11 protein-coding genes are annotated in these 12428 nt (G+C 74.6%); 4 read left to right on the top strand and 7 right to left on the bottom strand.

Translation table 11 applies throughout. From position 1 onward, the window contains the following. From ABTY20_RS22270 to ABTY20_RS22255, 4 genes are all read right to left on the bottom strand, one after another. Window positions 1-732 (bottom strand): Mut7-C RNAse domain-containing protein, encoded by a 732-nt coding sequence (locus tag ABTY20_RS22270; RefSeq protein WP_351998763.1) that lies wholly within the window; start codon window positions 730-732, stop codon window positions 1-3. A 33-nt stretch (window positions 733-765) separates the two neighbouring features. Further along, a complete protein-coding gene (locus ABTY20_RS22265; protein WP_502991860.1) occupies window positions 766-1401 on the bottom strand; it encodes a TetR/AcrR family transcriptional regulator in 636 nt (211 codons plus the stop codon). A gap of 290 nt (window positions 1402-1691) precedes the next feature. Next, window positions 1692-2147, bottom strand: a complete 456-nt coding sequence (locus ABTY20_RS22260) for a tellurite resistance TerB family protein (protein WP_351998761.1) — start codon at window positions 2145-2147, stop codon at window positions 1692-1694. A 75-nt stretch (window positions 2148-2222) separates the two neighbouring features. Beyond that, window positions 2223-3179, bottom strand: a complete 957-nt coding sequence (locus tag ABTY20_RS22255) for a sporulation protein (protein ID WP_351998793.1) — start codon at window positions 3177-3179, stop codon at window positions 2223-2225. Between the two features lie 280 nt (window positions 3180-3459). Here ABTY20_RS22255 and ABTY20_RS22250 point away from each other — a divergent pair, with 280 nt between their 5' ends. The 4 genes from ABTY20_RS22250 (at window position 3460) to ABTY20_RS22235 (ending at window position 8337) form a co-directional block, all read left to right on the top strand. Further along, a complete protein-coding gene (locus ABTY20_RS22250) occupies window positions 3460-4797 on the top strand; it encodes a hemolysin family protein (protein ID WP_351998760.1) in 1338 nt (445 codons plus the stop codon). Beyond that, on the top strand, window positions 4794-5819 hold the full coding sequence (locus ABTY20_RS22245; protein WP_351998759.1) for a hemolysin family protein: 1026 nt from the start codon (window positions 4794-4796) through the stop codon (window positions 5817-5819). The genes ABTY20_RS22250 and ABTY20_RS22245 overlap by 4 nt, the downstream gene beginning before the upstream one ends. Window positions 5820-5983: 164 nt before the next feature. Continuing rightward, entirely contained in the window at window positions 5984-7321 is a 1338-nt protein-coding gene (locus ABTY20_RS22240) for a hemolysin family protein (protein ID WP_351998758.1), read from the top strand. Continuing rightward, a complete protein-coding gene (locus ABTY20_RS22235; RefSeq protein WP_351998757.1) occupies window positions 7318-8337 on the top strand; it encodes a hemolysin family protein in 1020 nt (339 codons plus the stop codon). Before ABTY20_RS22240 ends, ABTY20_RS22235 begins: the two co-directional genes overlap by 4 nt. A 75-nt stretch (window positions 8338-8412) precedes the next feature. Here ABTY20_RS22235 and ABTY20_RS22230 read toward each other — a convergent pair whose 3' ends face one another. Genes ABTY20_RS22230 through ABTY20_RS22220 form a run of 3 tightly spaced genes read right to left on the bottom strand, consistent with a single transcriptional unit; the run spans window position 8413 to window position 12098 of the window. After that, the gene (locus ABTY20_RS22230) at window positions 8413-9513 is read right to left on the bottom strand and encodes a CapA family protein (protein WP_351998756.1); all 1101 of its coding nucleotides are present in this window, start codon (window positions 9511-9513) and stop codon (window positions 8413-8415) included. 15 nt (window positions 9514-9528) lie between these two features. Then, a complete protein-coding gene (locus ABTY20_RS22225) occupies window positions 9529-10803 on the bottom strand; it encodes a putative hexosyltransferase (protein ID WP_351998755.1) in 1275 nt (424 codons plus the stop codon). Continuing rightward, entirely contained in the window at window positions 10800-12098 is a 1299-nt protein-coding gene (locus ABTY20_RS22220) for a bifunctional glycosyltransferase family 2/GtrA family protein (RefSeq protein ID WP_351998754.1), read from the bottom strand. The genes ABTY20_RS22225 and ABTY20_RS22220 overlap by 4 nt, the downstream gene beginning before the upstream one ends. Window positions 12099-12428: the final 330 nt, after the last annotated feature.

Below are 12428 nucleotides of genomic sequence, written 5' to 3'. Positions count from 1 at the left end.
TCAGCGGCGCTGCGAGCGCAGCGCCAGCGCGTGCTCCACGATGGCCTCCAGCTGCTCGTGGTGCGCGCCCTTCCAGTACGCCCGCCCGCACGCACCGCACTGTGCGAACACGTCGTACGTGCGGTGGGTGCCGCCCTTCAACTGGTCGGCGACCTCCTCCTTGGTGGCCCGGCGCAGCAGCCCGTTGCAGGCGGTGCAGCGGGTCCACGGCCGTAGCTCGGGATCGAACCGGTCGATCACGTACCGGAGTTGTTCTTCCGGCCGGGTGCTGTACACGAACGCGCCGGCCCACAGCTCCCGCCGCCGCAGCAGCCCCCGGTCACGGCTGAGCATGACCCGCCGCTCCGCCGCCGACCGCGCGGCCAGCGCCGGATCGCCGATGTCCGTCGACTCGTACGCCGTGTCCACGCCCAGCAGCCGCAGGCGGCGCGCCAGCGTGCCCAGGTGCACGTCGAGCAGGAAGCGCAGGGGTGCGCCCGGTACCCGCTGGGGGTGGGAGACCGCGCGCACGGTCACCGACTCGCCGGCGGAGGGCACGTGGCCGGCGGGCACCTCGCGGCCGTCCACGAACAGCGCGCCGACCTCGGTCAGCGGGACTCCGAGGGACTCGACGACGTGGCCGAGGCTGGAGACGCCGTCGGTGGCGGTCTTCGTGGCGCCCGTGGGCCGTGCCCGGGGGACGAAGAGGAGCAGCTCGGGGGCGAACTCGACGTGGATCTCGGGACCGTTCACCCGGCCAGGATGCCATGGCGCGGGGGGACGGCCTCAGGGTTTCCCGGTGGCGGACAGACCGTGCTCGAGGACGTCCAGGGCGCGGTCGACCAGGTCGGCCAGGTCGTCGCGGTGGCCGTGCTCGGCCCAGTACCGGGAGGTCTCCATCAGGCCGCCGGTCAGCGACATCGACAGGACCCGGATCTCCAGGCCGTCGGGGTCGAGGCCGGTGCGCCCGGCGATGGCCCGGGCGAGCGTGCGGCCGGTGACCGACATGCCCTCCAGCATCCGCGAGCGCACCGCGGGGACGTCGGCCAGCAGCCGCGTCCGCAGCCGGGTCACCTCGCGCTCCTCGCCGGCCCCGAGCTCGACGGCCCTGCGCATGACGTGCCGCAGGGAGACCGCCCAGGGTTCGTCGGCGGGCCGGGCCGAGAACTCCTCCACGAGGATCGCGTCGTACTCGTCCGTGAGGACGATGTCCTCCTTGGTCGGGAAGTAGCGGAAGACGGTCGACGGCGACACCTCGGCGCGGTCGGCGATCTGCTCGATCGTCGTGGCGTCGTACCCCTGCTCCCGGACCAGACCGTAGGCCGCGGCGCGGATCGCCTCGCGGGTCTTGATCTTCTTCCGTTCCCGCAGGCTCAGCTGCGGGCGGTCGGCGGGGGAGAGGGGGGAGCGTGCGGACGTCATACGGATCATTGTCGGGCATCCGCCGGAGGCGGGGCCACGGCCGGTGCGGTGCCCGCGCCCGCCGCCGGGGCGGGGCGTCGGCGCCGCGAGGGCGACGGTGTACGCGCCCGCCGTCCTGCCGCTCGCCGGTGGTGGCGCCGAGCTCCCCGGCCGCCGTCGGCAGCGCGGGGCTGGGGGCCGTCAGGTCGAAGCCGGGCACCGACGTGCCCGCGACCGGTGCGCCGGGGCCCGCCGGCGGCGGGGGTCGGGGCGCACGGGGGAGGGGCCCCCCCCCCCGGGGCCGGGGCCGCTCAGAGGTCGAACTCGTGCGGCGGCAGGTCGAGGGCGTAGCACGCCTCGCGGACCACGGCCCGCTCGTCCTTGTCGAAGTCTCCGTCGGCGCCGCCGATGACGATGCCGATCTGGACGACCGCCCGCGCCTCGGCGGGCTTCTTCTTCGCCTTGGCGATCTCCTGCAGGACGCTCACCCTGCCGAAGGCGAAGTCGGCGGTCAGCTTGCCGATGTTCTCCTCGAAACGGCGGCGCAGGTCGTCGGCGGGGAAGTTCTGCAGCACCTCGTTGGTGGCGATGAGCTGGGCCACGCGCTGCCGCTCGGACGGGTCGACCGTGCCGTCGGCGGCCGCCACCAGGGCGCACATCGCCATGCTCGCGTCGCGGAAGGCGCCGCTCCTCAGATCGTTCTTCTTCGCCATGAGCTGGGTCTGCATCGTCGACGCGGACTCCTTGAGGCGGTCCCACAGGGCCATGAGCACTCCGTACGTGTCGGGAGGCGTCCGGGCGCGAGTGCCCCGGACGCCATTACTTCTACAGTAGTGTAGAAATTACTCCTCCTCGCCCTCGAAGAAGTCCCCGACCTCGTCCACGACCTCCGCCGCGACCATGCCCCCGACCACGCCGACCGCCAGTCCGGCGGCGCCCGCGGCGATCGCGGTCCCCACGCCGGGGCCGGACCGGTGGTGATCGTCGTGGGAGCCGTACGGAGCGTGGGCGTGACCGTACGGGGCGTGGGACGCCCGGCGTTCGACCAGCTCCCGCATCCAGCCGTCGACCTCGGCGGTCCAGTCGCGGCTGTCGTGGTGGCCGACGGTGAACCTGGCCAGCGCGTCGTGGCCGCCGGAGAGGAGGCCGCCGCGCTTGTCGGCCTCCAGGACGACCTCCATGCCGCCCGGACCGGCCAGGAAGGTCACCTCGACCTCGTTCACCCGGTCCGCGTACTGCGGCGACGGGACGATCTCGATCTCCTGGTAGAAGGGCAGCCGCTGCCCCGTGCCGCCGATGCGGCCGTACTCCAGGTCGGCCGACCGGAAGGCGAAGCCGAGCGCGCCGAACGCCTCCAGGACCGCCTCCTGGGCGGGCAGTGGCGCGACGGTCAGCGGGTCCAGGTCCCCCTTGTCCCGCGCCCCCGCCACCGACAGTTCGGTGCGCACGCCGAGCACGACGCCCAGCGGCTGTCCGTACAGCTCGGTGACCGGGGTCTCCCAGGGCAGCGTCACGCTGAACGGCACGCTCCGCTCCTCGCCCTCCGCGAGCCGGAAGCCGCCGCCGACGGTGAACCGGTCGAAGGCGACGACGCCCTCCCGTTCGCCCTCCTCGTGCTCGGCCTCGACCCGTGCCACCAGCTCCAGGGTGATGCCCTCGATGTCGAAACCGGCCTGACCGCCCTTGAGGTGGACCTGGCCGGTGAGCGCGCCGCCGGGCCGGACCGGACCGGGGTCGAGCACCGTGTCGACGGTGGGGCCGCCCACGCCGAGCGAGCCGAGCAGTCGTTTGAACACCATGGTGGCGTCCACTCCTTCAACGTGCGTGTGATCCATGGGGGGCGCGTGCCGCGCACACGGCGGCACGCGCTATAACTTCTACAAACGAGTAGAAGCATAGGGGATCGATCGGGGGCACTTTGCGTCTCCTTTACAGTTGGTGCGGAGCCAGGACATCCTGCTTCCACACATGTCGTCCCCCGCGTCCGAGAAGGAGCGACGGTCTCCCGATGGGTGATCCTCCCGGTGGCAGCCGCGCCACCTCCCGCCGTCCGGCCACCGAGGGAGCGGGGGTGGCGCGGTGACCGAGCTCCTGCTGCTCCTGCTCGCCCTGCTGCTGACCCTGGCGTGCGCGGTGTTCGTCGCGGCCGAGTTCTCCCTGACCACCGTCGAGCGCGGTGACCTGGAGCGTGCCGCCGCGGCCGGCGAGCGCGGCGCCGAGGGCGCGCTGAACGCCGTACGGCAGCTGACGCTGCAGCTGTCCGGCGCCCAGCTCGGCATCACCGTCACCTCACTGGTGATCGGCATGCTGGCGGAGCCGTCCCTCGCGGCGCTGCTGCGCGGACCGCTGCGGGCGGCCGGCCTGGGCGACGCCGCCCCGACGGCGGCCACCGTGCTCGGCGTCCTGGTGTCCACGGTGGTGCTGATGGTCGTCGGCGAACTGGTGCCGAAGAACTGGGCGATCTCCCGGCCGGCCGCGGTCGCGAAGGTGGTGGCGGGCCCGCAGCGCGCCTTCACCGCCGCCTTCGGTCCGTTCATCGGCCATCTGAACGGCACCGCCAACCGTTTCGTACGGCGTTTCGGCCTGGAGCCCGCCGAGGAGCTGGCCTCCGCCCGCACCGCCGAGGAACTGGGCGCACTGGCCCGGCACTCGGCCGCAGAGGGCGCCCTGGAGGCGGACTCCGCCGAACTCTTCGTCCGCACCCTGCACCTGAGCGAGCTGACCGCGGAGAACGTGATGACCCCGCGGGTCGACGTCAAGGCGCTGGAGGCGCACGCCACCGCGGCCGACGCGGCCGCCCTCAGTCACGCCACCGGCCTGTCCCGCTTCCCGGTCTACCGCGACACCCTCGACGAGGTGGTCGGCACCGTCCACATCCGCGACGTGCTCGCCCTGGACCCGGAGAAGCGCGCCGGCACACCCGTCACCGGCCTGACCGCACCGCCCCTGCTGGTCCCCGACAGCCTCACCGCCGACCGGCTGCTGGAACGGATGCGCGCGCACCGCACCATGGCCGTGGTCATCGACGAGTACGGCGGCACGGCGGGCGTGGCCACCGTGGAGGACATCGTCGAGGAGGTCGTCGGCGAGGTCCGCGACGAGCACGACCCCCTGGAGGTCCCCGACCTGGTGTCCGCCCCGGCGACGGCGGACGGGCGCGCGGTCTGGGAGGCCGGCGGCAGCGTCCGCCCCGACCGGCTCGCGGACGTGGGGCTCACCGCGCCCGAGGGCCCCTACGAGACCGTGGCCGGACTGATCGCCACCCGCCTGGCCCGCATCCCCGTCCCGGGGGACGTGGTGGACCTCGACGGCTGGCGGCTCGAGGTGCTGGAGGTCGAGCACCACCGCGCCGACCGCATACGCATCACCGCACCGGTCACGGCGCGGCTCCCCCGGACCGGGGAGGCGGTCCGATGACCGTCCTGCAGCTCGCCGTCGGCGCCCTGACCCTGCTGACCAACGCGTTCTTCGTCGGCGCCGAGTTCGCCCTGATCTCGGTGCGCCGCAGCCAGATCGAACCCCGTGCCCGGGCGGGCGAGAAGCGCGCCCGGATGACGCTGTGGGCGCTGGAGCACCTGTCCGCGATGATGGCCACCGCCCAGCTCGGCATCACCGTCTCCTCCCTGGTGCTCGGCGCGGTCGCCGAACCCGCCGTCGCGCGTCTGCTGGAGCCCGCCTTCGAGGCGGTGCGCGTGCCGCACGGCCTGGTGCACCCGATCGCGTTCGTCATCGCCCTGACCCTCGCCACCTATCTGCACATGCTGATCGGCGAGATGGTGCCCAAGAACATCGCGCTCGCCGCGCCCGTGCCGAGCGCCCTGCTGCTGGGCCCGCCGCTGGCGGCGCTGACCCGGGCGCTGCGGCCGTTCGTCTTCGGCGTCAACGCCTTCGCCAACGTCCTGCTGCGGCTGTTGCGCGTCGAACCGAAGGACGAGGTCGACTCCGTCTTCACCGACGACCAGCTCGCCCGGATGGTCGTCGACTCCAGCGAGGCCGGGCTGCTCGGCCCCGCCGACGGGGAACGGCTGCGCGACGCGCTGGAGCTGGGCACCCGCCCGGTGGGCGAGATCCTGGTCCCCGCACCCCGGATGCGCACCGCCGCGCACACGATCACCCCCGCCGGACTGGAACGCCTCGCCGCCGAGGCGGGCTTCTCCCGCTTCCCGGTCACCGGCCCCGACGGCGCCGTCCTGGGCTACCTGCACGTCAAGGACACCCTCGGCGTCACCGACCGCGACCGGCCCTTCCCGCGCACCGCGCTGCACAAGGTCACCCGGGTGCGCATCGACACCCCGCTGGACGACACCCTCACCGCCCTGCGCGCCGAGGGCAGCCACCTGGCCGCCGTCGTGGGGGAGGGCGGCACCGTCCTCGGCTTCGTGACCATGGAGGACGTCCTGTCCGAACTGGTCGGACCGGCGGCCCCGGCCACCGCCTGACCCGCCCCGGCCGGGAACAACACGCCGGCCGCAATCGTTGGCACACCGCACACCCACCGAAGGAGCACGTCCTTGTCCGCCAGACCGACGGACCCCCCGGGGCACAGTCCCCGACCATCCCGCCAGGCACTTCCTGAGCTCGGCACGCGGCGGGATGGTGTTCGATGAGTGCCGCGAACGCCCTCCTGGGGCTGCTGGCCGTCTTCGTCCTGACCGCCGGCACCGGATACTTCGTCGCCCAGGAATTCGCCTACGTCTCCGCCGACCGCCTCGCCCTGGCCCGCGAGGCCGGGAACGGCGACCGCAGGGCCGCCCGCGCCCTGAAGGTGCTGGAGCGGCTGTCCTTCATGCTGTCGGGCGCCCAGCTCGGCATCACCGTGACCGGACTGGTCGTCGGCTTCATCGCCGAGCCGTCGGTCTCCGCGCTGCTGCGGCCCGCACTGTCCGGCATCGGCCTCCCCGGCGCCGCCGTGAGCGGCATCGCGGTCGTCCTGGCCTTCGTGCTGGCCACGGTCGTGCAGATGGTGCTCGGCGAGCTGGCCCCGAAGAACCTCGCCATCGCCGTGCCGGAACGGCTGGCGAAGGCGCTGGCCGGCTCCACGCTCGCCTACCTGAAGGTCGTCGGCCCCCTCGTGCACGTCTTCGACGCGGCGGCGAACAGGCTGCTGCGCCGGGTCGGCATCGAACCGGTGGAGGAGCTGCACCACGGCGCCACCCTGGAGGAGCTGGGCCACCTGATCGGCGAGTCCCACGAGCAGGGCGCGCTGCCCGAGGACACCGCCGCGCTGCTCGACCACGCCCTGGAGTTCTCCGACCGGACGCTGGACGAGGTGATGGTGCCCCGCGTGGACGCCGTCTTCGTCCGCGAGGACGCCACCGCCGCCGAAGCGGTCGGCCTGATCGCCGAGCACGGTCACTCCAACTACCCCGTCCTCGGCGACCACCCCGACGACGTCGGCGGCGTCCTCGGCGTGGCCGAGCTGATGCGCCTGCCCGCCGACCGCCTCACCGCCACCACGGCCGGCGCTCTCGCCCGGCGCCCCCTGCTGCTGCCGGACACCCTCCCGCTGCCCGACGCCGTGACCCAGATGCGCGAGCGCGGCGACGAGTTCGCGGTCGTCCTGGACGAGCACGGCGGCGTGGCCGGCATCGTCACCTACGAGGACATCGCCGAGGAACTCGTCGGCGACATCGCGGACGAGACCGACACCGTCACCGCCGTCGCCGTCGCGGACGGCGACGGCTGGCTGGTGGACGCCGGCCGCCGGCTGGACGAGGTGGCCGAGGCCACCGGCGTCGAACTGCCCGCGGAGGAGGACTACGACACCGTGGCCGGCCTGGTCGTCGACCGGCTCGGCCGCTTCCCCGCCGTCGGGGACCGGCTCACGGTCGAGCTGCCCGACGGCACCGCCGCCGTGGTCGACGTGCGCACCCTCGACCGGCACGTGCCCGACCGCGTGCGCGTCGAGCGGACGGTCCGCAGGACGGAGGAGCAGGTATGAGTTTCCCTACGGCGCTCTTCGTCACCGTGCTGCTGCTGATCGGCAGCGGATTCTTCGTGGCCGCCGAGTTCGCGCTGGTCGCCGCCAAGCGGCACCGCATGGAGAAGGCCGCGGCCGAAGGCCGGCGCGGCGCCGGGGCGGCCCTGGCGGGCATGCGTGAGCTGTCCCTGATGCTGGCCGGCGCCCAGCTGGGCATCACCGTGTGCACCCTGGGCCTGGGCTCGGTGTCCAAGCCCGCGATCTCCCACGAACTCGACCCGCTGCTGCGCGGGCTGGGCCTGCCGGGAGCGGTCAGCTACGGCGTCGCCTTCGCCGTCGCCATGATCGCGGTCGTGTTCCTGCACATGGTGGTCGGCGAGATGGCCCCCAAGTCGTGGGCCATCGCCCACCCGGAGCGGTCCGCGATGCTGCTGTCGCCGCCCTTCCGGGCCGTGGTGAAGGCCGTCCGGCCGCTGATCCGGCTGCTCAACGCGGTGAGCAACGCCCTGGTGCGGCTGTGCCGGGTCACCCCGCGCGACGAGCTGGCCCCCGTCCACGACCGGGAGCAGCTCGCCCACCTGGTGGCGGAGTCCGAGCGGCTCGGCCTGATCAGCGAGACGGACTCGGAGCTGCTGACGCGGTCGCTGACCGAGCCCCAGACCCCGGTGCGGGAGCTGCAGGTGCCGGCGGACGAGATCGTCTCGGTGGGCGGCGGCGCCGACGTCGACGAGATCCTGCGCGTCGCCGCGGCCCGCGACCGCACCCGGCTCCTGGTCCGCGAGCACGGCCTGGTCCTCGGCTCGGTGCACGCCCGGGACGCCCTGGTGGCGCGCGCCCGGGGGCGGGCGGCCGGCGCCCGCGCCCTGGCCCGTCCGGTGCCCGAGCTGACCGACGACGCCACGGTCGCCGACGCGATCGACCTGCTGCGCCGCCGCCGTGCCTCGCTGGCCGTGGTCCGCGACGGCTCCGGGCGGCTCACCGGCATGGTGAGCCTGGACGACCTGCTGGCCCGCTTCCTGCAGCCGCAGACGGCGTGACCGACGCCGCCGGGGACGCCCCGCCCACCGGCCCCGGCCGGGCGGGGGCGCCCCCGGGAGGCCCGGCCGAAGCGGTCACCGGGAGGCGAGGACGAGCGCGCCGTCGGCGCCGAGGACGACGTCCGCGCCGCTGATCCGCTCGAGCGTCTCCCGCAGCCAGATCCGCTCGTCCTCCGCGGCGGGTTCCAGCCGCATCCGCCGCGCCCGCAGCGGCACCATGCGCAGCCCGGACGGCCGCCCGCCGTCCGGGGCGACCGACAGCAGGCAGGCGAGCCGCAGGTCGTCGCGGTACTCCTCGTGTCCGGCGATGCCCTCGTAGTCGTCGACGAAGTCGCCGCAGCCGTACAGGACCAGCCGGCCCCGGTACGCCTCGACCGGGCGGGGGTGGTGCGAGGAGTGGCCGTGGACGACGTCGACGCCCCCGTCGACCAGCGCGTGGGCGAAGCCGACATGGCTCCGCGGGACGCGGTGGCCCCAGTTCGAGCCCCAGTGCACGGACACCACCGCGACGTCACCGGGACGCTTCACCCGCCGTACCCGCCGGAGGACCGCCTCCGCCGCGGCGGCCGAGGGTTCCGCGAGGTAGGCCACTCCGGACCGCTCCGCCGTCGCCGCCCAGTCCGGCGGGATGCCGCTCGACATCGCCCCCAGGGCGAACACCAGCACCCGGCCGCCGTCGACGGGGACCACCGCCGGCGCGTACGCCTCCTCGGCGTCCCGTCCCGCGCCCGCCGTCCGCAGGCCCGCGCCGTGCAGCACGTCCAGCGTCTCCCGGAGCCCCGGGCGCCCGAAGTCGAGCACGTGGTTGTTGGCCAGGACGCACACGTCGGGCCGTGCCACCGCCACGGCGGGCACGTTGGCCGGGCTCATCCGGTAGTGGACGGCCTTCCCCGGCGCGAACGCGTCGCTCCGCGTCACCGAGGTCTCCAGATTGACGATCCGCACGTCCGGGGCGGCCTCCGCCAGTACCTCCAGCGCCCGGCCCCACGGCCACGAGAACGGGACCGGCCGGGGGACCGGGCCGTTCACGGCCCGGGCCAGCTCCACGTAGCCGCGGGCGTCCCGGACGAAGTCCTCCCGCAGCGCGGGATCGCCCGGGTGCGGGAGGATCTGGTCGACCCCGCGCCCGAGCATCACGTCCCCGCACAGGAACAGCCTCACCGCCCCGGCGTCCACGCCTCCAGCGTAGGACTACGGCACGCCCAGTTCGAACAGGACGTAGCCCGCGTACGAGCCGGAGGCCAGGGCGGCCGTGCCCAGCACCGTGGCCAGCGAGGGCCGGCTCAGCCGGCGCATCGCCAGGGCGAGCGGCACGAACAGCGGGAACAGGGGGAGCAGGTAGCGGGAGACGTTGCCGAAGTACTGCTGGGTCGCCATCACCATCAGGTACGACAGCACCGTGTACACGACGAGGACGGCGGGCGGGCGCAGCCGTACCAGCAGCACCGTCAGCACCGGCACCAGCAGCACCACCCCGACCCCGATCAGGTCCTCCACGGGCATCGCGAACCGGTAGTCGAAGTGCCCGACGGGTACCGAGGTCAGCACGTCGAGGCTGTGCCGGCCCCAGTCGAACTTGTGGGCCCAGGCCCCGTCCTGGAGCTTGTTGTAGCCGCCCCAGTCGCCCATCCGGTAGCCGACCCAGCCCAGGTAGCCGGCCACGCCCAGCGGGGCGATCGCCACCGCGGCCAGCGGGCGGCGCACGCCCTCCTCGCGGCGCCACACCGCGAGCAGTCCGGCGACGGCGAGGGCGGCGACCAGGGTGACGGCGGTGGGCCGGGCGAGGCCGGCGGTGAAGGTCAGCACCCCGGCGGTGAGCCAGTGGCGGGTCATCACGGCGTAGCAGGCCCAGGCGGCCAGCGCCGTGTACACGGACTCGGAGTAGACCGCCCACTCCGCGCCGGAGCCGGGCCACACGGCCCACAGCCCGACGGCGACCAGACCGGCCCGGTACCCGCCGAGGCGGGCCGTGACGGCGTGGACGCCGAGCGCCGCGACGAAGGAGGAGAGGACCGACACGGTCATGCCGGCGCCGTACGGGCCGAGCCCGGTGACCTCCGAGACCAACCGCATCAGCGCCGGGTACAGCGGGAAGAACGCCGCCGAGTTGCCCTCCAGGGTGATCAGCCCGGTGGCGCCGGGAATGGGTTCCAGCGCCGGGTCGTAGCCGTGCAGGGCGATCTGCTGGTACCACCAGCCGTCCCAGCTGCCCAGGACGTCCCAGGTGTGGGCGCCGCCGCCGAAGCGCGGGTGCTTCTCGCGGAAGTCGCCGGCCGAGTCCAGCAGGTACATGAAGACGGCGAAGCCGACGAGCTTCAGCGCGCCGTACACCGCGAGGACGGGCCCGACCCGCGCGACGGCGCGGCGCAGCCGCTCGCGCGGGTCGGGGACGGCCGGCGGGGCGTCCTCGGCACGGGGCGCGGGGGAGGGGGCCGGACCGGCCTGACTGGTCGGAGCGGTGGTCATGAGGCGGAGGTCCCTGTCGTACGGCGGGGGCGCCGGCCGGGGAACACCCAGGCCCGCAGCAGGAGGAAGCGCAGCAGGGTCGCGGCGAGGTTGGCGGCGACCAGCGCCGGCAGCTCCACCCGGGGGCCGGCCCCGGGCGCCGTGCGGTGCAGCACGGCCAGCGAACCGCTGGTGAGGGCGAGGCCGACCAGGAACGCCGCCAGCCCCTTGAGCTGGTGGCGCAGCACCCCGGTCCGGCCCCGCACCCCGAAGGTGAGCCGCCGGTTCGCGGCGGTGTTGGCGACGGCGCTGACCAGCAGGGCGAGCGCGTTGGCCGCCTGGGCGCCCGCGGCGGGCCGGAGCACGCTGTACAGCAGCAGGTAGAACAGGGTGCTGGCGGCCCCGACGGCGGCGAAGCGGATCAGCTGCGGGACCAGGGCGGGCGGCAGTCCGGCGGCCTCGTCGAGCTCCTCGGGACGGCGCAGCGCGGCCGGCGGCAGCCGGCCACCGGCCAGCGCGCGGCCCAGCCGGGCCATGCCGCGCAGGTCCGCCAGCGCCGTGGACAGGATGTCGACCCGGCTGTCCGGGTCGTCGACCCAGTCCACCGGGACCTCGTGGATGCGCAGCCCGGCGCGTTCGGCGATCACCAGCAGTTCGGTGTCGAAGAACCACCCCCGGTCCTCGACCAGCGGCAGCAGCCGCTCGGCGACGTCCCGCCGCACGGCCTTGAAACCGCACTGGGCGTCGGAGAACCGCACCGCGAGGGCGCCGCGCAGCAGCCCGTTGTAGCAGCGGGAGATGATCTCCCGCTTCGGCCCGCGCACCACCCGGGAGCCGCGGGCCAGGCGGGTGCCGATCGCGATGTCCGAGTGCCCGGAGATCAGCGGCGCCACCAGCGGCAGCAGGGCCGCGAGATCGGTGGACAGGTCCACGTCCAGATAGGCGAGCACCGGCGCGGACGACCGGGACCAGGCGGTGTGCAGGGCCCGGCCGCGGCCCTTCTCGTCCAGCCGTATCCACTCCGTCCCCGGCAGCTCCCGGGCCAGTCGCTCGGCGATCGCCGGGGTGCGGTCCGTACTGGCGTTGTCGGCGACGGTGATCCGGAAGGTGTAGGGGAAGGTCTCCGCCAGGTGCGCGTGGAGCCGCCGGACGCAGGGCTCCAGGTCGTTCTCCTCGTTGTGCACGGGCACCACCACGTCCAGGACGGGTCCCGGGTGGTGCGCAGGCAGTGGCGCCCGGCGCGGCAGCGCCGTCTGTGCGGCGGACGCGGCGGACGAGCGGCGGCCGGCAGGTGCCGGGCGCCTCGCGGTTCTCATGAGGGGTTCACATTCTCCTTCCGGCGTACGGCATGACGGGCCCGGGTGCGGGCATGCCGGATGCGCCCGAGTGATGGTCGGGGACACGGCCCGGGACGGGGGCGTCCGCGGGCCGGCGGTCGGCGGCGCTAACCGCCGCGGGCCGGCTCCTCGCCGGCGGAGACGGAGGGCCCCCGCGCCGACGGCGTGGAGGTCGGGGGGGCCGGCGGCGCGGAGGAGGACGGCGGCGGCGCCGTCGTGGCACGCCCGGTCGCGCCCGGCGCGGCGGCCGCAGGGAGGGAGGCCGACGGGCCGCCGGACCCGGGGGCCGTGGAGCCGGCGCCCGTGGTC

The organism is Streptomyces sp. NPDC126497 (assembly GCF_040302425.1).
Taxonomy (GTDB): domain Bacteria; phylum Actinomycetota; class Actinomycetes; order Streptomycetales; family Streptomycetaceae; genus Streptomyces.
The sequence above is the reverse complement of the archived record's forward strand: the minus strand, read 5'-3'. Positions and strand labels throughout refer to the sequence as shown.